Annotated in this window: 23 protein-coding genes and 4 pseudogenes; 12 read left to right on the plus strand and 15 right to left on the minus strand. The window is 71.7% G+C overall.

Annotated elements, in window-relative coordinates; genetic code table 11:
- The 5 genes and pseudogenes from ACPU2J_RS00005 to ACPU2J_RS00025 form a co-directional block, all read right to left on the minus strand.
- Positions 1-764, minus strand: a 764-nt coding sequence (locus tag ACPU2J_RS00005) for an AMP-binding protein (RefSeq protein ID WP_423832381.1), incomplete at its 3' end; no start/stop codon positions are given.
- A gap of 121 nt (positions 765-885) precedes the next feature.
- Positions 886-1608, minus strand: a pseudogene (locus ACPU2J_RS00010) (MaoC/PaaZ C-terminal domain-containing protein); the annotation flags it as partial.
- On the minus strand, positions 1605-2858 hold the full coding sequence (locus tag ACPU2J_RS00015; RefSeq protein ID WP_423832383.1) for a beta-ketoacyl-[acyl-carrier-protein] synthase family protein: 1254 nt from the start codon (positions 2856-2858) through the stop codon (positions 1605-1607). The gene ACPU2J_RS00015 and the pseudogene ACPU2J_RS00010, both read right to left, overlap by 4 nt.
- 81 nt (positions 2859-2939) lie before the next feature.
- Positions 2940-3386 carry an aminotransferase class I/II-fold pyridoxal phosphate-dependent enzyme gene (locus ACPU2J_RS00020; RefSeq protein ID WP_423832384.1) on the minus strand — a complete coding sequence of 149 codons (447 nt, stop codon included), beginning with the start codon at positions 3384-3386 and terminating at the stop codon, positions 2940-2942.
- Between the two features lie 142 nt (positions 3387-3528).
- Positions 3529-3990, minus strand: a pseudogene (locus ACPU2J_RS00025) (aminotransferase class I/II-fold pyridoxal phosphate-dependent enzyme); the annotation flags it as partial.
- A gap of 481 nt (positions 3991-4471) precedes the next feature.
- Between ACPU2J_RS00025 and ACPU2J_RS00030 the strand changes: the two are divergent.
- Positions 4472-5374, plus strand: coding sequence for an AfsR/SARP family transcriptional regulator (locus tag ACPU2J_RS00030; protein ID WP_423832385.1), 903 nt, complete (start codon positions 4472-4474; stop codon positions 5372-5374).
- A 219-nt stretch (positions 5375-5593) separates the two neighbouring features.
- On the opposite strand, the gene ACPU2J_RS00035 is transcribed toward ACPU2J_RS00030, so the two are convergent.
- The 4 genes from ACPU2J_RS00035 to ACPU2J_RS00050 are packed head-to-tail and all read right to left on the minus strand — an operon-like array spanning position 5594 to position 7588.
- Positions 5594-6346, minus strand: a complete 753-nt coding sequence (locus ACPU2J_RS00035) for an SDR family NAD(P)-dependent oxidoreductase (protein ID WP_361601037.1) — start codon at positions 6344-6346, stop codon at positions 5594-5596.
- Entirely contained in the window at positions 6343-6411 is a 69-nt protein-coding gene (locus ACPU2J_RS00040; protein WP_423834907.1) for a hypothetical protein, read from the minus strand. Before ACPU2J_RS00040 ends, ACPU2J_RS00035 begins: the two co-directional genes overlap by 4 nt.
- Positions 6384-7322, minus strand: coding sequence for a 3-oxoacyl-ACP synthase III family protein (locus tag ACPU2J_RS00045; RefSeq protein ID WP_423832386.1), 939 nt, complete (start codon positions 7320-7322; stop codon positions 6384-6386). Before ACPU2J_RS00045 ends, ACPU2J_RS00040 begins: the two co-directional genes overlap by 28 nt.
- An 11-nt stretch (positions 7323-7333) precedes the next feature.
- Complete coding sequence (locus tag ACPU2J_RS00050) at positions 7334-7588, minus strand: hypothetical protein (protein ID WP_030390264.1); 255 nt, start codon at positions 7586-7588, stop codon at positions 7334-7336.
- A gap of 207 nt (positions 7589-7795) precedes the next feature.
- On the opposite strand from ACPU2J_RS00050, the gene ACPU2J_RS00055 reads away from it, so the two are divergent.
- From ACPU2J_RS00055 to ACPU2J_RS00070, 4 genes are read left to right on the plus strand one after another with little or no spacing between them, the layout of a single operon-like run.
- Positions 7796-8071 (plus strand): class I SAM-dependent methyltransferase, encoded by a 276-nt coding sequence (locus ACPU2J_RS00055; RefSeq protein ID WP_423832387.1) that lies wholly within the window; start codon positions 7796-7798, stop codon positions 8069-8071.
- Entirely contained in the window at positions 8026-8694 is a 669-nt protein-coding gene (locus tag ACPU2J_RS00060) for a class I SAM-dependent methyltransferase (protein WP_423832388.1), read from the plus strand. Before ACPU2J_RS00055 ends, ACPU2J_RS00060 begins: the two co-directional genes overlap by 46 nt.
- A gap of 10 nt (positions 8695-8704) precedes the next feature.
- Positions 8705-9955 (plus strand): flavin-containing monooxygenase, encoded by a 1251-nt coding sequence (locus tag ACPU2J_RS00065; RefSeq protein WP_423832389.1) that lies wholly within the window; start codon positions 8705-8707, stop codon positions 9953-9955.
- The gene (locus ACPU2J_RS00070) at positions 9907-10260 is read left to right on the plus strand and encodes a hypothetical protein (protein ID WP_423832390.1); all 354 of its coding nucleotides are present in this window, start codon (positions 9907-9909) and stop codon (positions 10258-10260) included. The genes ACPU2J_RS00065 and ACPU2J_RS00070 overlap by 49 nt, the downstream gene beginning before the upstream one ends.
- A gap of 9 nt (positions 10261-10269) precedes the next feature.
- On the opposite strand, the gene ACPU2J_RS00075 is transcribed toward ACPU2J_RS00070, so the two are convergent.
- Entirely contained in the window at positions 10270-10497 is a 228-nt protein-coding gene (locus ACPU2J_RS00075; protein ID WP_423832391.1) for a hypothetical protein, read from the minus strand.
- Between the two features lie 23 nt (positions 10498-10520).
- Here ACPU2J_RS00075 and ACPU2J_RS00080 point away from each other — a divergent pair, with 23 nt between their 5' ends.
- From ACPU2J_RS00080 to ACPU2J_RS00105, 6 genes and pseudogenes are all read left to right on the plus strand, one after another.
- Complete coding sequence (locus ACPU2J_RS00080; protein WP_423832392.1) at positions 10521-11825, plus strand: FAD-binding protein; 1305 nt, start codon at positions 10521-10523, stop codon at positions 11823-11825.
- Between the two features lie 82 nt (positions 11826-11907).
- The gene (locus tag ACPU2J_RS00085; RefSeq protein WP_423832393.1) at positions 11908-12384 is read left to right on the plus strand and encodes an SRPBCC family protein; all 477 of its coding nucleotides are present in this window, start codon (positions 11908-11910) and stop codon (positions 12382-12384) included.
- Between the two features lie 116 nt (positions 12385-12500).
- A pseudogene (locus ACPU2J_RS00090) lies at positions 12501-12641 on the plus strand (alpha/beta fold hydrolase); the annotation flags it as partial.
- 58 nt (positions 12642-12699) lie between these two features.
- On the plus strand, positions 12700-13218 hold the full coding sequence (locus ACPU2J_RS00095) for an alpha/beta fold hydrolase (RefSeq protein ID WP_423832394.1): 519 nt from the start codon (positions 12700-12702) through the stop codon (positions 13216-13218).
- Positions 13190-13591: a hypothetical protein gene (locus ACPU2J_RS00100; protein WP_423832395.1), complete on the plus strand. Its 402-nt coding sequence runs from the start codon at positions 13190-13192 to the stop codon at positions 13589-13591. The genes ACPU2J_RS00095 and ACPU2J_RS00100 overlap by 29 nt, the downstream gene beginning before the upstream one ends.
- A complete protein-coding gene (locus ACPU2J_RS00105) occupies positions 13563-13943 on the plus strand; it encodes a 4'-phosphopantetheinyl transferase superfamily protein (RefSeq protein ID WP_423834908.1) in 381 nt (126 codons plus the stop codon). The genes ACPU2J_RS00100 and ACPU2J_RS00105 overlap by 29 nt, the downstream gene beginning before the upstream one ends.
- A gap of 166 nt (positions 13944-14109) precedes the next feature.
- Here the strand turns inward: ACPU2J_RS00105 and ACPU2J_RS00110 are convergent.
- From ACPU2J_RS00110 to ACPU2J_RS00125, 4 genes and pseudogenes are all read right to left on the minus strand, one after another.
- Positions 14110-15048 (minus strand): annotated as a pseudogene (locus ACPU2J_RS00110) (AraC family transcriptional regulator); the annotation flags it as partial.
- Positions 15049-15159: 111 nt separating this feature from the next.
- Positions 15160-15654, minus strand: coding sequence for a DUF1772 domain-containing protein (locus ACPU2J_RS00115; RefSeq protein WP_361601010.1), 495 nt, complete (start codon positions 15652-15654; stop codon positions 15160-15162).
- The gene (locus tag ACPU2J_RS00120) at positions 15651-16286 is read right to left on the minus strand and encodes a hemerythrin domain-containing protein (protein WP_423832396.1); all 636 of its coding nucleotides are present in this window, start codon (positions 16284-16286) and stop codon (positions 15651-15653) included. The genes ACPU2J_RS00115 and ACPU2J_RS00120 overlap by 4 nt, the downstream gene beginning before the upstream one ends.
- Positions 16287-16403: 117 nt before the next feature.
- Positions 16404-17231 (minus strand): NAD(P)H-binding protein, encoded by an 828-nt coding sequence (locus ACPU2J_RS00125; RefSeq protein WP_361601004.1) that lies wholly within the window; start codon positions 17229-17231, stop codon positions 16404-16406.
- 416 nt (positions 17232-17647) lie between these two features.
- On the opposite strand from ACPU2J_RS00125, the gene ACPU2J_RS00130 reads away from it, so the two are divergent.
- The gene (locus ACPU2J_RS00130; protein WP_420078036.1) at positions 17648-18646 is read left to right on the plus strand and encodes an AMP-binding protein; all 999 of its coding nucleotides are present in this window, start codon (positions 17648-17650) and stop codon (positions 18644-18646) included.
- 117 nt (positions 18647-18763) lie between these two features.
- On the opposite strand, the gene ACPU2J_RS00135 is transcribed toward ACPU2J_RS00130, so the two are convergent.
- Positions 18764-19570, minus strand: a complete 807-nt coding sequence (locus ACPU2J_RS00135) for an SDR family NAD(P)-dependent oxidoreductase (RefSeq protein ID WP_361600998.1) — start codon at positions 19568-19570, stop codon at positions 18764-18766.
- Positions 19571-19585: the final 15 nt, after the last annotated feature.

Consider the following 19585-nt stretch of genomic DNA (forward strand, 5'->3'; position numbering starts at 1 on the left):
TCGCCGGTCTTGGCGGCGGCGTCCTGGAGGAGTCCGAAGGCCATGGGGACGGCCTGGATGACGTCGACGTCGTGGCGCAGGACCAGGTCGCGCAGGTGGCGGCCGTGGGCGGCGAGGGCGGGGTCGACGAGGACGACGCGGGCGCCGCGGGCGAGGGAGGTCCACACGTCCAGGAGGCAGAGGTCGAAGTTGAGGGGTGCGTAGTTCAGGACGGTGCGGCCGGGTCCGATGGTGAAGGCGCCGGCGGCCCAGCGGGTGAAGCGGTCGACGGCGTCCAGGCCCAGGGGGACGATCTTGGGGAGGCTGGTGGACCCGGAGGTGGTGAGCATCAGGGCCGTGCGGGCCGCTTCGGCGGGCGGGAGGGGGCGGGCGGGGGTGTCGGGGTTGGGGGTGACGCGGGCCGCCTGGCCGCCGGGGGCCAGGACGTGGGTGCAGCCGGCCTGGGCGAAGAGGTCGGCCAGGAGGGTGTCGGCGAGGGCGGGTGAGGGCAGCAGCAGCGGCCGGTGGGACAGCAGGCAGGCCAGGACGAGGGCGACGGCGGCCGGGGACTTGTCGGCGAGGACGCCGACGGGGGTCGTGGGGTCGAGGTCGAGGCGGGCGAGGCGGTCGCGTTCGCGGCCGGCCTGCTCGTACAGCTCGCGGTAGGTGGTCTCCTGGCCGTTGAAGAGCAGGGCGGTGGCGTGGGGGCGGTCGCGGACCTGGGTGAGGAATCCGCCCAGGAGGCCGAGTTCGACGGTGGGGGCCGGGGTGTGGGGTGTGCTCATCGCGGGCCTGCCTCGCGGGGTCGGCGAGCTCGATCCAGCCGGACTTCACGGCGGTGCCGGCGGGGGTCTTGGCGGTGAAGCGGACGACGCGGGCGGTGGTGTCGGGCTGCAGGGCGATCTCGAGGGGGACGCCGGGGGGCACGGGGGCGGAGGACGGGCAGCCCAGGCCGCGGACGCGGGCGGAGTCGCCGGCGGCGAACCGGTCGACGCTCTCCTCCACGGCGAGGGCGACGACGCTCATGCCGTGGGCGATGACGGTGTCGAAGCCGGCGGCGCGGGCGGCGTCCTCGTCGAGGTGGATGGGGTTGAGGTCGCCGGAGGCGTGGGCGTAGGAGCTGATCCAGTCGGTGGTCAGGTGGTGTACGGCGCTCTGGGGGGTGCCGGCTCCCTGCGGGGCGGGGGCGGGCGGGGCGGCGGTGACGTCGCCGAAGGGTTCCAGGGTGCTCGCGCCGACCAGGAGGGCGGAGATGACCAGTTCGGCGAAGGGTGCCGGGCCGTCCTCGCCGGTGAGGCGGACGTGCAGGGCGATGCGGGCGCCGCGGGGCTCCTTGCGGATGCCGGCGACTTCGAGGGCGACGGTGACCTGTTCGCCGGGGCGGACCGGGCGCAGGGTGCGGATGTCCTGGCCGAGGTGGACGACGGAGACGGGTCCGGGTTCGGCGGCGGTCAGGGCGGCGACGGTCTGTTCGGCGACGGTGTGGGCGAGGACGAAGGTGTGGACGGGGGACGCCTGGCCGGGGCGGGCGGTGGGCAGGCCGGGGCGGGCGGCGCCTCGGTAGTCGGTGATCTCGGGTTCGGTGACGGTCAGGGTGCGGACCGGGCTGGGCAGCGACAGGAGGGTCATACCGGCGTCACCACCAGGGAGGAGTTGTGGCCGCCGAACCCGAAGGAGTTGGTGAGGGCGGGTCCCGGGCGTACGGGGCGGGGTGTGCCGTGGACGACGTCGATGTCCATTCCTGGCTCCTGCTGTTCGTGGTTGGCGGTGGGCGGGACCTCGCAGTGGCGCATGGCCTGCACGGTGGCGACGAGTTCGACGGCTCCGGCGGCGCCGATGAGGTGGCCGATGACCGACTTGGGTGCGGTGACGGGGGGTTGGGCGGTGCCGAAGACCTTGGTGAGGGCGGCGGCTTCGGAGCGGTCGTTGTAGGGGGTGGAGGTGCCGTGCGCGTTGACGTGGACGATGTCGGCGGGGGTGAGTCCGGCGTCGGCGATGGCGCCGGCCATGGCGGCGGCGGCTCCGGCGCCGTCGGGCAGCGGCATCGCGAGGTGGTGGGCGTCGGCGGTGGCGGCGTATCCGGCGACCAGGCCGTAGGTGGTGGCGCCGCGGGCGCGGGCGTCTTCGAGGCGTTCCAGGACGACGAATCCGGCTCCTTCGCCCATGACGAATCCGTCGCGGTCCTTGTCGAAGGGGCGTGAGGCGTGTTCGGGGTCGTCGTTGCGGAAGGAGACCGCGCTGAGGTTGCCGAATACGGCCAGGGTGACGGGGGTGAGGGTGTGTTCGGTGCCGCCGGCGATGACCAGGTCGGCGCGGCCGGTCTGCAGGAGCATCAGGGCGTGGCCGATGGCGTCGGCGCCGCTGGCGCAGGTGTGGGCGACGGTCAGGGCGGGTCCGCTCCAGCCGAGCCGGATGGCGATCTGGGCGGCGGCGGCGTTGGGCATGGTCATCAGCGGCATGAGCGGGTTGACGCGGGCCGGGCCGCCTTCGGTGAAGTGGGCGGACTCCAGGTCGCTGGTGGCGCGTCCGCCGACGGCGTTGCCGACGACGATCGCGGTGCGGCCGGGTTCGGCGGTGGGTGATCCGGCGTCGGCGTGGGCGGCGAGGGCGGCGGCGGTGCCGTAGTGGGCGAAGGGGTCCATCCGGCGGGCGTCCTTGGCCGGGACGAGTGCGGTGAGGGTCTCCAGGCCGCGGACGCGGCAGCCGATGCGGACCCGGTGGCGGCTGAGGTCGATGTGGGTGAGGGCGGCGGCGGTGGACCGGCCGGCCCGCAGCGTGTGCCACAGCTCGTCCGGGGTGCACCCGCCGGGGGTGACCACGCCCATGCCGGTGATGGCGACGGGCGGTTGGGTCGAGCTGCCCCTGGACGGTCCAGGCATGTCTGCTCCCTTGGGCGGACTGGGTGGTGCGGGGTCTGGGGGTGGTACGGCGTGCCGGGGGTGCGGGGTGCCGGGCGGGGGTCAGATGATGCGGCACTCGCGGGCGGAGTCGATGAGGGCCTCGGCGGCGAAGGTGATGTCGGAGGCGGTGTCGGCGGCGGTGGTGGCGATGCGCAGCCGGGCCAGGTCGTTGGGGACGGCCGGGGTGACCACGGGCAGTCCGATCGCACCGTTCTTGCGGTAGGTGGTGGCCAGGTCGTAGGCGGACTCGTCGGAGCCGGCGATGACGGGGACCACGGCGGTCTCGCTGTCGACGGTGCTGATGCCGGCGTCGTTGAGCAGGCCGCGGAAGCGGGCCGACTCGCGCTGGATGAAGTCCACGCGCTGGGGTTCGCGCTGCATGATGCGCAGGGACTCCAGGGCGGCGCCGGTCTGTGCTCCACCGAGGGCGGCGGAGAAGAGGAAGGGGCGGGCGGCGTAGCGCAGGTGGTGGATGAGTTCGGCGGATCCGGCGACCCAGCCGCCCATGGAGGGGATGGCCTTGGAGAAGGGTGCCGAGCTTGATGTCGACCTTGACCTCGTGGTGGAAGTGCTCCTCGATGCCCTTGCCGGTGGCGCCGATGACGCCGAGGGCGTGGGCCTCGTCGACCATGAGGAGGGCGTTGTGGGCGTCGCAGACCTTGCGCAGGTCGACCAGGGGGGCGATGTCGCCGTCCATGGAGTAGACGCTGTCGACGATGACGAGGCGGACGCCGGTGTCGGGGGCGGCGGCCAGGCGGCGCTCGAGGTGGGCGACGTCGTTGTGGCGGAAGCGGGTGACGGTGGCGCCGGAGAGCTTGCAGCCGTCGACGATGCTGGCGTGGTCGTACTTGTCGATGAAGACGGTGTCGCCGGGGCCGACGATGGCGCCGACGGTGCCGACGTTGGCGGCGTAGCCGGAGCCGAAGACCAGGGCGCGTTCGCGGCCGGCGACCTTGGCGACCTCGGCCTCCAGCTCCTCGTGCAGGGGGGTGGTGCCGGCCAGGGCGCGCACCCCGTGGTTGCCGGTGCCGTAGCGGTCGACGGCGGCCTTGGCGGCGGAGACGACCCGCTCGTCGCCGGCGAGGCCGAGGTAGGAGTAGCCGGACATCATCAGCAGGCGGCGGCCGTCCTGGTCGGCGTAGGCGGAGTCCCGCTCGGCGGTGTAGGCCACGAAGCTGTTCTTGCGGTTGGGCTCGTACTCCAGGGACCGGACGCGGTCGCGGAAGTAGGCCAGCTTCGGCTGGAGCCGCTCCCATGCTTCGGATGCGTTCACGTGTTTCTCCTCGTCGCGATCGTCCGGCGGAGACAGAACTTGCCGTCGGCGCCCCGTCGTTTCTCCGGCCGGGCTCTAGTGGAATTCCATTAAGGCTCGGGGGGCGCAATAGCGGCGCAAGAGCGCGGCCACAGGCGGGCTGGAGCGTGGCCGGAGCCGTCCTCGAATTGCGAAGGGGAATGCGTCGACCTGGGGTTTTGTGGGGTGGTGACGGTTCGTCGGCTGCTGTTGACATGCCGAGAAGTCCCGCCGGTATCCTTCGAATCGCACAAACTTCTGGGGGACACGGCCGGAAGCCGACCGTTTCGGAGAGTGCATAGTGCTGATCAGACTCATAGGTCTTGTCACGATCGAGCCGGACGGAGCACCGCCTCAACACCTCTCGAGCGCACAGGCGCAGGTCGCGTTCGCCCGGCTGCTCCTGGAGCGGGCCGGCGGTACCGACCGTGACCAGCTGGCCGAAACCGTCTGGCCCGAGGGCCTGCCGGACACCTGGGCGTCGGCGTTGCGGAGCCTGGTGAGCCGGGTGCGTACGTTCGTGACGACGCCTCAGGACCGGCCGGGGGTCACTCCCCTGGTCGCGCAGGGCGGCCGGTACATCCTGCGGGTGCCGCAGGACGCCGCGGTGGACGTGGAGGTCGCCGAGACCGCGGTGAGCGAGGCCGCGGAGGCGTACGCGGAGGGTGCCTTCGCGGTGGCGCAGCAGCTCGCGGCGGGTGCGGTGTCGAACCTGCGGGGTTCGTTCCTGCCCTCGCACGAGGGCGAGTGGGTCGACGCGGTGCGCGAGCAGCTGGAGGAGCTGCGTCTGAAGGCTCTGGAGACGGCGAGTCTTTCGTCGTCGGCGCTGGGTGACGAGCACCATGCGCTGCGGTACGCGGAGGAGGCGGTGCGCCGGGCTCCGTTCCGTGAGAGCGCTTACCGGTGCCGGATGGCCGCGCACACCAGGGCGGGCAACCGGGCGGAGGCGCTGCGCAGTTACCAGCAGTTGCGGGAGGTGCTGGCGGAGGAGCTGGGAATCGATCCGGCGCCGGAGACGGAGGCGGCGTCTCTGGAGTTGCTGCGCACTCCGGAGCCGCGGCCGGCGTCGCGTGCGGTGACGTGTCTGGATCCGGTGCTGATGGGGGTGTTCGAGATGGACCACCGGGTGCCGGTGCCGCGGCCGTGTTCGCTGACCGAGCACGGGTGTGTGACGCACCGGGTGGGCTCCTCCCCCGCTGCCTGATCCCGGTCCGGGAGGCGGGAAGCCGCCGTCGCGCTGGTGCGCGGCGGCGGCTGGTGTGCCCGGGCGCCCTGCCCCACCGCGGCCCTGTGCAGGCTTGCGGCCGGCGGGCCGTCAGGGGCGCCTGCGGGCGGGGCGGGCAGGTGTGCGGGGCGGGTACGGGTCGGCCCCGGCCTCCCTCGTGGGGGTGGGGGGCCGGGGCCGGGGAGGGTGCGGTGGGGCTCAGGTGATGGAGACTCCGCTGTCGATGGAGAGGACCTGGCCGGTCATGCAGTCCTGGTCGAGGAAGAGGCCGATGCTGCGGGCGACCTCTTCGACGGTGACGAAGCGCGGGATCGGCGCCTTGTCCTCCATGCCCTCGATCACCCGGTCGGGCAGGGTGTTGGTCATGCCGGTGATCATGAATCCGGGGGACAGTGCGTTGACGGTCACGCCGCGCCGGCCGCATTCGGCGGCGAGGGTGCGGGTGAAGCCGATCAGGCCCGCCTTGGACGCGGAGTAGGCGGTCTGGCCGGCGGTGGCGATGATCCCGGACGGCGAGACGACGTTGACCACCCTGCCCCACCTCCGGCGCAGCATGTGGGGCACGCTGGCGCGGGCGGTGTGGAAGGAGCCGATGAGGTTGGTCTGGATGACCTGTGCCCAGTCGGCGGGGTTCTGCATGGCCATGAGGCTGTCCTTGCGGATGGCCCCGTTGTTGACCAGGACGTCGACGGGTCCGAGTTCGGCGGTGATCTGCGCGTGGATGGCCTGGGTGGCCTCCCACGAGCCGACGTCGCCGGTGACCAGGACGGAGGGGTTGGTGAGTTTGTCCCGGACGGTTTCGGCGCCTTCGCGGGAGCTGTTGTAGTGCACCGCGACCCGGCAGCCGAGCGCGTCGAGTTCCAGCGCCAGGGCCTGGCCGAGGCCGCCGGAGGCGCCGGTGACCAGGGCGACCGGGGAGTCGGGCCGTACGCCCGCACCGTTCTTGCTCATGCCGCAGCACCCCACTCCATCAGGATGGAACCCCAGGTCATTCCGGCGCCGAAGCCTGCGAGCAGGACCTTGTCGCCGGTTTTGATGCGGCCCTCCTGGAGGGTTCGCGGGCGATCGGGATCGACGCCGAGGCGGTGTTGCCGTCCTTGTGGAGGTTGGTGATCAGTGCCTCCTGGCGCAGGCCGGTGTGCGAGAGGATCGAGTTGATGATCCGGATGTTGGCCTGGTGCGGGACGACGTGGTCGATGTCGGCGGCGTCGACCTTGGCGCTCTCGAGGGTCTCGCGGACGGTGCGCACGGTGTAGCGGACGGCGTTGAGGTAGATCTCGTTGCCGTTGATCTGTGCGTAGTGCAGGCCCGCGTCCAGGGTTTCCTGGGTGGTGGGCATGCGGCTGCCGCCGGCGAGGACCTTCAGGGAGCCGGTGCGGGAGCCGTCGGCGCCCAGGTTCCAGGCCTTGACCCGGTTCTCGGGGCCGGGCTGGATGACGATGGCTCCGGCGCCGTCCCCGACGAGGATGGACAGGTCCCGGTCGGCCGGGTTGGCCGTCAGGGTGTGGGTGTCGGAGCCGATGAGCAGGATCGGGCGCGGGTCGAGGGCGATCAGCGCCATGGCGGAGACGAGCCCGTAGACGAAGCCCGCGCACTCGGAGTTGACGTCGTGCGCGCTGCCGGCGATGCCGAGTTCGTGGTGGACGAACGCGGACGTCGCCGGGGAGGGCTGCTCGGGCGTGGCGGTCGCGACGATGAGGTGGGCGATGTCCGCGCCGGTCAGGCCCGCCTTGTCGAGCGCGCGCCGGCCGGCCTCGACGGCCAGGGAGGCGGTGGTCTGCCCCGGGTCGACCGCCCGCCGCTCGCGGATGCCGCAGCGGCTGACGACCCAGTGCTCGTCGACGCCGAAGCGTTCCGCGAGTTCGGAGCTGGTGACGATGCGTTCGGGTACGGACATGCCCCACCCGGTGATGTCGAAGCCGGTCACGTCACCCCCCGCTACGCCTGGGCCGGGACGAGGTCCACGATCTTCGCGTAGACGTCGCGGAGCGTGGTGGTGTCGTCGAGGTCGGCGAAGAGGGACTCGTCGGCCGGAATGTGCGGGTACTGGTTCTGGAATCCGTACAGCCACTCCATCAGGTCCAGCGAGTCGACGTCCGCGATGTGCTGGAGCGGGGCGTCGGGGCTGACCTCCGCGGCACCCGAGACGGCCTCGAGCTGGCTCGCCAGTTCTTCGATGGTGGGCAGCGACATGGGGTCGGTCCTCTCTCGGCAATGCAACTCGGCAGTGCGTGTCTGGTTTTCGAGAGTGATGAAATCCCCGGGGCCGCAAGGAACGCGCAACACGGGCGGGGCGGGTGTCCGGGGGGCGTCTTGCGCGGGCTTTGCGGGCGATCGGGTTTCCTCATCGCGAATTCGGAAAACGACGGCCCGCCGGACACGCAGGAAATGAGGATCAGGATGACAACGGTCGCGCCCAAGTCGGTGGACCCCGAGGTCGATGCGATCAGGCACCACTACGAGGTCAGCAACGATTTCTACCGGCTCCTGCTGGGCCCCACGATGATGTACTCCGGCGGTTACTGGGAGGACGGCGAGGATCTGGTCGCCACCCTGGACGAGGCGCAGGAGCGCAAGCTCGACAAGTTCGCCGAGCTCGCGGGTGTGGCCGCCGGCCGGACGCGCGGCGGGTGCTGGACATCGGCTGCGGGTGGGGGACGATGCTCAACCGTCTGACCACCGTGCACGGTGCGGAGCAGGCGGTGGGTCTGACCCTGTCGCGTACCCAGGAGGCGTTCATCGCCGGCCTGGACAACCCGCGGATCACGACGCTGGTGCAGAGCTGGGCGGACTACAAGGTCGCCGATGACAGCGAGAAGTACGATGCGGCGTTCTGCATCAACGCGCTGGAGCACTTCGTGTCCTCCAACCTGCCGCCGAAGGAGCGCACCAAGCGCTACCGGTACTTCTTCCAGCAGGTCGCGGGCGCGCTGAACCCGGGTGCGAAGTTCGTGCTGCACACGATGACGGCCGAGGCGCTGCCGATGAACCGGGGGCTGCTGGACGACCTGAAGTTCCTGCAGCGTTCGGAGTTCGAGGGCTGCCACATCCCGCACCTGAGCGAGCTGAGTGCGGCGGCGGAGGGTCTCTTCGAGATCGACGAGATCGTCAACGAGCGCGAGTCGTTCGCGATGGCCTGCCGGGCGTGGCTGGTGCTGCTGGCGGAGCGCCGGGACGAGGCGGTGGCGATGGAGGGCGAGGAGGTCGTCTCCCGTTTCGAGCGCTACCTGGACATCTTCGCGTACACGCTCGAGGACAAGTTCTTCAACAACTTCCGCGTCACCATCACGCGCCGCTAGGGAGGCCGACGTGACGAGCATTCTCGAGCCGGCCAAGGACGGCGGGGCACGTACGGGCGCCGAGGCGCGTTCCGGTGGTCAGGGCCCGACCCGGCATCTGCGGGTCGCGGTCATCGGCACCGGGTTCTCGGGGCTGGGGACCGCCGTGCGGCTGCTGCAGTCGGGCATCGACGACTTCCTGGTGTTCGAGCGGGCCGACGAGGTCGGCGGCACCTGGCGCGACAACAGCTATCCGGGTTGTGCGTGCGACGTCATGTCCCACCTGTACTCGTTCTCCTTCGCCCGGAACCCGAACTGGAAGTCGACGTTCGCCTCGCGGGACGAGCTGTATGCGTATCTGCGGGACACCGCGGACCGTTTCGGGGTGCGTCCGCACATCCGGTTCGGGCACGAGCTGGTGGCCGCGCGCTGGGACGAGGGCGAGCGGCACTGGAGGATCGAGACCTCCCAGGGTGAGTACACCGCGCAGTTCCTGGTGACGGGTACGGGCTACCTCAGTGAGGCGGCGGTGCCGGACGTCAAGGGGCTGGCGGACTTCGAGGGGAAGGTGTTCCACTCCTCGAACTGGGATCACGATCACGATCTGGCGGGCCGGCGGGTCGCGGTGATCGGTACGGGCGCCTCGGCGATCCAGTTCGTTCCCGCGATCCAGCCGGAGGTCGGGCATCTGGACCTCTACCAGCGCACTCCCCCGTGGGTGGGTCCCAAGCCGGACAAGGTCAACAGTGCGCTGCACACGTCGCTGTTGCGGTCGCTGCCGGGTTACCAGCAGTTCCAGCAGGGCTTCGACGTGTGGGGCCGGGAGATCCTGGCGTTCTTCTGGAAGCGGCCCAAGCTGGCCGAGAAGGTCCAGAAGATGGCCAGTGACCATCTGGAGAAGTCGGTCGCGGACGAGGCGCTGCGGGTTGCCGACGCCCGACTACCTGGTGGCGTGCAAGCGGCTGTTGTTCTCCAACACCTGGTACCCGGCGATCCAGCAGCCGAACGTGGAGATCGTCAGCGAGGGCATCGCCGAGGTGCGGGCGAAGTCGATCGTGGGTGCGGACGGGGTCGAGCGCGAGGTCGACACCATCATCCTGGGCACCGGTTTCCAGGCCACCGACCGTCCGGTGGCGCGGCGGATCTGGGGCCGTGGCGGTGTGCAGCTGCGGGGAGCATGAGAAGGCGGTCCACACACCGCGGACGACCGTCGCCGGGTTCCCGAACCTGTTCATGCTGCTGGGCCCGAACACCGCGCTGGGGCATTCCTCGCAGACGGTGATGATCGAGGCGCAGGTCCGCTATGTGGTGGACGCGCTGCGGCAGGCCGAGAAGCGGGGGCTGGCGAGCATCGAGGTGCGGCGTGAGGCGCAGGACGCCTACAACGACCGGCTCGACAAGCACCTGGAGGGCACGGTCTGGCTGTCGGGCGGCTGCCGCAGCTGGTACCTGGACGCCAACGGCCGCAACACCTCGGTGTTCCCGACGTACACCTGGCGCTTCCGCCGGGGCACCAAGCGCCTCGATCTGAGCGAGTACCAGCTCGCTTCCCAGGTGCGCAGCACCAAGCCGGTACCTCACCAGTAGGAGACGCAGTCAGATGAGCAACACCCACAGAACCGAGGCGGGCACTGCCGCCGAGCCGTCCCGTCGCCGGGTCCTGGGCGGGATGGCGGCCACGGCCGTCGCGGTCGTCGGCTGGAACACCGTGAGCCAGAGCTGGGCGACGGCCGCGGAGGCCGCCGGCAGCGCGAACGTCGTGCCGGTGCCGGGGCTGATCGGCACGCTGGAGACGACCCCGGGCGTGGTGGATTCGTTCGCCAACGACTTCGGGCATCTCTTCGACGGTGCTGCGAGCGAGCCCGTGGGCCGTGCTGCGGCCGGGCGGTGTCGAGGACATCGTCACGATCGTCAACTACGCCCGTGCCAACGGCATCAAGGTCGCGGTGAACGGGCAGGGCGGTACCGGCCAGGACATCGAGTCGCACTCGGTGTACGGGCAGGCGCGGGTGCCGGGCGGTATCTCCATCGATGCCAAGGGCATGTCGAGGATCCTGTCGATCGGTGGCGACCACGCGGTGGTCGAGGCCGGTGTGACCTGGGGTCAGCTGACGGACGAGGCGCTGAAGTCGGGCAAGACGCCGCCGGCGTTGCCGGACTACCTGTACATCTCGGTGGGCGGGACGATCAGCATCGGTGGTATCGGCGGGACCGTGCAGAAGTACGGTCTGCTGTGCGACACGGTGCAGTCGATCGACATCGTCACCGGGGACGGCAAGCTGGTCACGGCGAGTGCGCAGGTGCGTCCGGAGCTGTTCAACGCGGCGCTGTCGGGCGGCGGGCAGGTCGGGATCATCGTGCGGGTGAAGGTGCGGCTGGTGCCGGCGCCGAAGCGTTCGGTGATCTTCAGCCTGTTCTACTCCACGGTCGAGGCGTATCTGGCGGACTCGGAGAAGGTGCTGGCCGAGGGCCGGTTCCAGGTCCATGCCGGGGAGATGATGCAGAAGCCGGACGGGTCGGGCTGGCGGTACAAGCTGGAGGTCGGTGCGACGTACAACACGACGCCGCCGGACCGGGAGAAGCTGCTGTGCGGTCTGCAGGACGTGCGGGCGGACGCGGTCATCGAGGACGTGTCCTACCGGGACTACATGTTCCGTCTGGACGCCTACGAGGCGGTGCTGAAGGAGGGCGGTCACTGGTACACGCCCAAGCCGTGGCTGAGCATGTTCCTTCCGGCGTCGAAGACCAAGCAGTTCATGAAGCTGGTGGAGCGGGAGCTGGACGCGAGTTCGCTCGGTGGCGGGTTCCTGCTCTTCTACCCGTTCTTCTCCTCGAAGATCAAGCGGCCGCTGGCGGTGATGCCGAACGAGTCGGTGGTCTACCTCTTCGACCTGCTGCGTTTCCCCAACCCGGGTGAGCCCAACATCCAGGGGATGATCGACCAGAACCGGCGGCTGTACGACATCGCGGTGGAGCTGGGTGCCAAGCGGTACCTGGTGGGTTCGATCCCGATGTCGCCGGCGGGACTGGAAGAGGCACTTCGGGAACCGGTGGAGCGGGTTCTGAACGCGAAGAAGAAGTTCGACCCCCAGAACCTCTTCACTCCCCGGGCAGGGCTTCTTCGCCTGACGGCGGGGTGTGGGCGGTCGTGAAGTGCCGGCGGCGGGGGTGGGGGTCGGTGCCCCCTCCCCCCGCCGCTTGTCCCTTTTTCCAGTGACGAAAGGGGTTTTCCCGATGACCACGTACGACCTGATCGACGAGGCGGTGATCGACGCTCCGGCGGACGCCGTGTGGGAGGCGCTCGTCGCGGAGTTCCGCGGTGCCGGCCAGTGGTGGGTGCCGCACAACACCTTCACGGCCGTGTCCGGGGCGCCGGACACGGTGGGTGCCCGGGTGGGGGTGACGGTGCACACCAAGGGGGTGGACAAGGGCGGTCTGAAGCTGCGTTTCACCTCGCGGACGGTGGCGGTCGAGCCGGGCCGCCGGCTGGACATCGAGTACGTGGACGGGGTGTTCCGTGGTCCGTCGGCGTCGTTCCTGCTGGAGCCGTTGGAGGGGGGACGTACGCGGATCTCGATGCATTTCACGGGGCGGCCGCACGGCTGGCTGAAGGTGCTGGCGAAGGTGGCCGATCTGGGGGCGGAGCACTCCCGGGGCACTCTGGCGGCGTTCGAGTCGCTGAACCGGCAGCTGTCGGCGGTGGGGCGGTGACGACGGCCGGGGAGGTCACCCACGAGCTGAGGGTCCTGACCGACGACGGTGCGGAGCTGGCGGTGAGCGTGCTGGCTCCGCTGGCGGGCACGGCGGCGGCCGGGGACGTGGTCCTGGTGCACGGCTGGGCGCATTCGCGGCGGGCGTGGGGGACGGTCGCGGACCGGCTGATCCGGGCCGGGCACCGGGTGGTGCTCTACAACCAGCGCGGTCACGGCGCGTCCACGCTGGGGCGTGCTCCAGTGTCGGTGGAGCCGCTGGGTGCGGACCTGGCGGCGGTGCTGGGCGAGACCGGTGCGCGGGAGGCGGTGGTCGGTGGGGCATTCGGGCGGCGGGTTCGCCGCGTTGTCCTACGCCTCGACGTCGCCGTCGGCGGGCCGGCTGCGGGGTCTGGTGCTGCTGGGTACGGCGGCGCACGGGCAGGACACCCCGGACGGGGAGGTGAAGATGATGGGCAGTGCGGTGTTCTCGCGGGCGTTGCGGGTGCCGTGGCTGGGGCGCCGGCTGCTGGGGTCGACGACGGGTGCCGCGGTGGATGCGGTGGTGCGGGACGTGAACCGGCAGATGTTCGCCGCGGCGGCGCCCCGGGTGCGGGCGGAGTTCTTCCGCTGTACGCGGGGCTGGGACGTGCGCGGTGCGCTGGCGTCGGTCGTGGTGCCGGCGGTGGTGCTGCACGGTGAGGCCGACAAGGTGATCGATGTCGCGTTGGCGCGGGTGATGGCCGAGGCGTTGCCGCAGGCGCGTCTGGAGACGGTGCCGGGGGCGGGTCACATGCTGCCGCTGGAGCGTCCGCTGCTGGCGGTGGGTGCGGTGGCCGAACTCGCCGCGCGATGATCGAGGAGCTTCTCCCGCCGGGCGTCGCGTCGTCGGAGGCATTCGACGACGAGGCGCCCGCTGTGCTGTTCACGGCGGAGGCGGCGTTGATGGAGGGCCGCCGGGAGCACGCAGGCGGGCGCAGTTCGCGACGGCGCGGGCGTGTGCGCGGCGGGCGCTGGCGGGGCTGGGGCGGGAGCCGGTGGCGTTGCTTCCGGGGCCGGGGGGTGCGCCGCAGTGGCCGTCGGGGGTGGTGGGCAGCATCACGCACTGCGAGGGCTACCGTGCGGCGGTGGCGGCGCCGGCGGGGGTGGTGGCGGCGCTGGGCATCGACGCGGAGCCGGCCGGGGCCGTTGCCGCGGGGGGTGCTGGGGCTGATCGCCTCGGCGGGTGAGCGGGCCGCTCTGGCGTCCCTGGCCGCGGCGGACGGCTCGGTGCCGTGGGAGCGGATCTTCTTCTCCGCGAAGGAGGCGGTGTACAAGGCGTGGTATCCGGCGACGGGGATCTGGCTGGGGTTCCGGGACGCGGAGGTGGTGCTGTCGCCCGCGGGGACGTTCCGGGCGGTGCTGCGTCCGCCGGTGCCGGTGCCGGTGGATCCGGTGTACGAGGGGCGGTGGCTGGCGGGCGGTGGTCTGGTGCTGACCGCGGTGGCACGGACGGTGGCGGGCCGGGCCGCGGGCCCGGCCGCGGCGGAGGCCACGGCGGGGGCCACGGCGGGGTCCGCGGCGGGGTCCGCGGCCTGGTAACGGCCGGGTCCCTGCCGTGGCCTGCGCGGCGGGCGGGTGCGGCCGTGGCCCCCGTGACGACTGCGGCCCTGTAGCGGCCGTGGCCCCGTGACGGGCGGGTGTCCGGGGTCAGGCGGGCAGGACGACGGTGCAGGGGCCGGCGGGGGCCCTGGGGGGCGGTGGCGGGGGTGGTTCCGGTGCGGAATTCCTGGGGGCTGATGCCGCGGACCCGTTTGAAGGCGGTGGACAGGGCGAAGCCGGAGCTGTAGCCGACGCGGCGGGCGACGCCGGCGATGGTGGCGTCGGGTTCGCGCAGGAGGTCGGCGGCCAGGGCCAGGCGCCAGCCGGTGAGGTAGGCGACGGGGGGTTCGCCGACGACGTCGTTGAAGCGGCGGGCGAGGCAGGCGCGGGAGACGCCGACTTTGAGGGCGAGTTCCTCGATGGTCCAGCCGTGGGCGGGGTTTTCGTGCAGGAGGCGCAGTGCGGGGCCTGCGACGGCGTCGGACTGGGCGCGGTACCAGGCGGGGGCGCCGCTGGAGGGGGCGGCGAGCCAGGTGCGCAGGACGCCGATGAGGAGGAGGTCCAGGAGGCGGTCGAGGACGATTTCCTGGCCGGGTTCGTCTTTGGAGATCTCCGTGGTCAGGAGGGTGACCAGGGTGTTGTCGGCGGCTTCGGCGGGGCGGACCAGGAGGGTGGGCAGGGCGCCCAGGAGGCGGCGGCCGATTTCGCTGGGGGCCTGGTAGGTGCCGCTGAGCATGACGGCGGTGCCGGCGTCCTGGAAGGTGTCGCCCCAGGTGCGTACGCCCAGGGACATGGTGTCGGTGACGTCTTCGCCTTCGCGGGTGCTGCAGCGCTGTTCGGGGCCGACGGTGATCTGGACGGGGGTGTCGGGGGTGTCGGCGACGGTGTAGGGGTCGGGGCCGCGGACGACGGCGACGTCTCCGGGGCGGATGCGGACGGGGTCGGCGTGGTCGGGCAGGAGCCAGGCGTCGCCGTGGACCATGGTGACGACGGAGAGCGGGGCGCGGTCCTCGACGCGCAGGGACCAGGGTGGGTTGAAGACGGATTTGAGGAGGAACGCTCCGCGGGCTTTGGGGCCTTCGAGGAGGCCGGTGAGGGTGTCCATGGGGTGATCCTGTCGGACGGGCGGGGGTGGGCGCGGCGAAGCGCCCGCTCTCCCGCGGGGGACGGATGGAGAGCGGGCGCGGTTCGCGGGTGTGGGGGGGTGGGGGCGGGGTCAGGGGTGCTGGGGGCGGCCGTGGAGGGTGAGGGCGCGGCCGAGGGCGGCGAGGGCGGCGGTGCAGGCGGCGGTGCGGATGATGTTGCCGGTGGTCCAGCGGCCGGCGAAGCGGGTGCGGGCGGCGGTGGCGTCGGCTCCGGCGCGGGCGAGCTGGTTGTTGAGGGGGATGTTGACGATCGCGGTGACGGCGAGGGAGAGGCCGTAGAGGGCGAAGGCGAGCCAGCCCCAGCGTGCGGTGTCGCGGTGGCCGCCGCGTTGTGCCTGGCCGGCGGCGATGCCGGTGGCGAGGAACGCGCCGAGGAAGAGCAGTCCGAACAGGCCGTTGTCGATGGCGTCGTTGATGTTGCGCATGGCGGTGACGTAGGTGTGGTCGTCGCCGCGGCCGAGTCCGGGCATGACGGAGATGTCGAAGGCGAAGTAGAGGCCGGCCATGAGGCCGGTGCCCACGGTCGCGGCCACCAGGGTCACCGATTGTGTGGTCGTGGTGGTCACGTGAGGATTCCCTTCAGGGTGCGGGTGTAGCGGCGTTGCAGGACGGTGGCGCCCAGGAGGCGGACCGGTGGCGGGATGGTGGCGCGGACGTGGTGGAGGTCCTGGCGGGTGGCGCCGTCGAACATCCACGGTTGCAGGCGGGTCATCACGTGCATCGGTGCGCTGGCGACGACTTTGCGTTCCTCGGCGAGGTAGGCGCGTTCGCCGAGCCGGTCGAAGACGGGGAAGACGATGGTTTCCTCGTCGCGCAGGTGGTCGCGCAGGATGTCTTCGAAGGCGGCCGCGGCTTTGACGAGGCCTTCGCCGTGGTGGGTGATGGCGGTGGTGACGGCGTGCATGGCGGCGTCGAGTTCTTCGTGGTCGTCGTGGAGTTCGCGTGCCTGGGCGTCGAAGTCGCGGTCGCGGTGGCGCAGGGCGGGCCACAGGACGTCGTCCTCGCTGGTGTGGTGCCATTCGATGGTTTCGCGCAGGTGGTGCCACCACGGGGTTCCGGCGCCGTTCCAGCGGGGTGCGGCGGCGCGCAGGCGGGCTGCGTCGCGGCGCATCGCGATGTGCATCAGGGCGAATCCGTGGAAGTGCGGGGGCAGTGAGCGCAGTCCGTTTTCGCTGGAGTACGTCCTGTTCGCGGGCATGGGGTCCCTCCGGTGGCCCCGTGTACCGGGCGGCGGCCGTACCAGAGTCGCCGCCCGGTCAGGGGGTGTTGGGGTGGGTGCCGGTGTGGGTGCCGGTGGTGGGGTGTGCGGTGGTGGTCAGACGTTCCAGACGCCGGTGGCGGCGGCTTCGCGGGCGAAGTCGGCGAAGTCCTTGGGCTTGCGGCCCAGGGCTTCTTCGACGCCGTGCACGAGGTGGGCGTTGCGGCCGTCGAGGATCATGGTGAAGAGGTCGGCGAAGTCCTCGGGGAGGTTGTTCTCGCGCAGGACGGCGCGGTACTCCTCGTTGGTGACGGAGATGTACTTGATGTCGCGTCCGGTGGCCTTGGACAGTTCGGCGGCGACGTCGCTGTAGCTGAGCAGGCGGGGGCCGGAGAGTTCGTAGGTCTTGCCGATGTGCTTGTCGTCGGTGAGGGCGGCGACGACGACGTCGGCGATGTCGTCGGCGTCGACGAAGGCCTCGACGGCGTCGCCGGTGGGCAGGGCGATCTCGCCGGCCAGGACGGGCTCGAGGAAGAAGCTCTCGGAGAAGTTCTGGTTGAACCAGCTGGAGCGGACGATGGTCCAGTCGGCTCCGGAGGCCTTGAGGTTGTTCTCGCTGACCTCGGCGGCTTCCTCGCCGCGGCCGGAGAGCAGCACCAGGCGGCGGGCGCCGGCGGCGACGGCGGTCTTGGAGAATTCGGCGACCTGTTCGGCGGCGCCGGGGAAGGCGAGGTCGGGGTAGTAGGTGACGTATACGCGGTCGACGCCTTCGAGGGCGCTCTGCCAGGTGGCGGGCTCGTTCCAGTCGAAGGGGGGCTCGCCGGTGCGGGAGCCGATGCGGACCTGGCGTCCCTGGGCGGTGAGCTTCTCGGCGACGCGGCGGCCGGTCTTGCCGTTGCCGCCGATGACGAGGGTGATCTGGGTGTTCTGCGCGTTCTGAGTCATGAGTACAGTCAAGTCCAGTCTCGCGAGACGGGCCATAGCCACAAGGCTCACTTGTGTGTGCGTGCGTCTACGAGTGGTGGCTCGGAGCGCGGCGTGGAGCCGGGTGGCGTCGGCGTGAGTGCGGGAATCGTAGGCATGGGCCCGGGGGGCGGGCCAGGGCGTATGGAGCGGTCCTGGAGTGGTTGTGGACGGCTCTTCGAGCGTGTCTCGAGCGGGCGGGTGCGGGCGCCGGGTGTGCGGGGGCGGGACGCGCGGGGCGGGGTGCGGGGTGCAGGTGTGCGGGGTGGGCGGGGCGGGGTGTGCGGGGGCGGGGTGTGCGGGGGCGGGGTCGGGGTGCGGTGGGACTTGAGCGGTTCTCGTGCCGGGGGCGGGAGCATCGGCGGGACCCAGTTGGTGTCACGTCGCCGGGAGGCCGTATGAACGCCGTGCCGGATCGTCCGGAGCTCGATCAGTTGTCCGCCGACCTGGCGGGGCTGCTTTCGCGGATGGGGATCGACCCGTCCGGGGGGTGGCCGGTGCGTGGTGACCGGGTCGATGTCCGCTTCGCCGCCGCGGCCGCCCGGGGTGCGGGGCGGGTCGCGGCGAGGGACGCGGAGGGGGAGGTGACGTATCTGGAGCTGGAGTGGCTGGCGGACGACATCGCGCGGCGGTTGTCGGGGCGGGCCGGTGCGGGTGAGGCGGTCGCGGTGCGGGCGCGTCGGTCGGCCGCGGTGGCGGGTGCGGTGGTGGGGGTGCTGCGGGCGGGTGCGGCGGTGCTTCCGCTGGAGGAGGGCCACGAGGCGGGGCTGCAGGAGTTCTTGATGCGGGAGGCCGGCTGCGCGGTGGTGGTCTCCGACTGCGGGCTGCTGGCCGAGGAGATCCCGGTGGCGAAGGTGGGCCGGTTCGTGGTGGCGGTGCGGCCGGTGCCGCGGCGGGGCTGCGAGGTCCCGGAGGGCACGGCGTTCCTGGCGCTGCCGCGGGGCGGGGATCCGGGGCGGGCGCTGGGGGTGCGGCCGGTGGGTCACGCGGAGGTCCTGGGGTGGGTCGACGGCTGTGTGGGCTCCCTGGGGGCGGGCGTGGGTGATGTGTGGTCGTTCTTCCATTCGCTGAGCCTGGACGTGGGGATGCGGGAGTTGTGGGCTCCGCTGCTGTCGGGGGGCCGTGCGGTGGTGGTGGACCGGGAGACGGCCCGCGATGCGGGGGCCTTCGCGGGCCTGCTGGCGCGGGAGGGGGTGACGGTGGCCACGCAGCTGCCGTCGGCGTTCGCCCGCTGGTGCGCGGTGGGCGGTGGCGGGCGGCTGCCGGGGCTGCGGCACGTGCTGCTGTGGGGCGAGCCGGTCCGGGAGGCGCTCGCGGAGCGGTGGCGCGGTGCGGGCACGGGCGGCCGGGCGCTGGTGTGGCAGGTGTCGCAGGAGGGTTCGCTGTCGCTGGTGTGACCGCGTGACCGCCTGGCCGTGTGGCCGTGTGCGGGTCGTGCGGGTTGTGCGGGTGTGGCGAGGGTGGCCGAGGGCCCCGGACGGTGATCCGTCCGGGGCCCTCTTCGGTGTGGTGGGTCAGGAGTTGCCCAGTCCGCCGCAGACGTTGAGGGCCTGGGCGGTGATGGAGGCGGCGAGGTCGGTGGTGAGGTAGCCGACGAGGCCGGCGACTTCCTGGGGGGTGGAGTAGCGGCCGAGGGGGATCTTGGATTCGAGTTGTTCGCGGACGTAGTCCTCGGTGGTGTCCCACACCTGGGCGTAGCCGCTGCGGACGCGGGCGGCCATGGGGGTTTCGACGTAGCCGGGGCAGACGGCGTTGACGGTGGTGCCGGTGGGGGCGAGTTCTTTGCCGAGGGCTTTGGTGAAGCCGATGACGGCGTGTTTGGAGGCGGTGTAGGGGGCGCCGAGGAGGACGCCCTGTTTCCCGGCGGTGGAGGCGATGTTGATGATGCGGCCCCAGGGCTGGGTGGACAGGCCTCCGCTGGTGAGGACTTCGCGGGTGAGGAGGAAGACGCTGTTGAGGTTGGTGTCGATGACGTCGTGCCAGAGTTCGTCGGTGAGGGAGGCGGTGGCGCCGCCTCCGCTGCGGCCGGCGTTGTTGACCAGGATGCTGACGGGGTCGGTGTAGGTGGCGACGGCGGCGGCGACGAGGTCGTGCACGGCGGTGCGGTCGCGGACGTCGGCGGCGGTGCCTTCGACGGTGAGGCCTTCGGCCTGGAGGTCGGCGACGGTCTGCTTGACCTTGGTCTCGGTGCGGGCGCACAGGAACACGCGGTGGCCGCGGGCGCCCAGGTCGCGGGCTATGGCCAGTCCGATGCCGCTGGTGGCTCCGGTGACCAGGGCCACGGGCCGCTCGGGGGCCTTGTCCATCGCCTTCACCGTCATCGTCGTCCCTTCCGT

The sequence above is a fragment of the Streptomyces manipurensis genome (assembly GCF_049570255.1).
Lineage (GTDB): Bacteria > Actinomycetota > Actinomycetes > Streptomycetales > Streptomycetaceae > Streptomyces > Streptomyces manipurensis.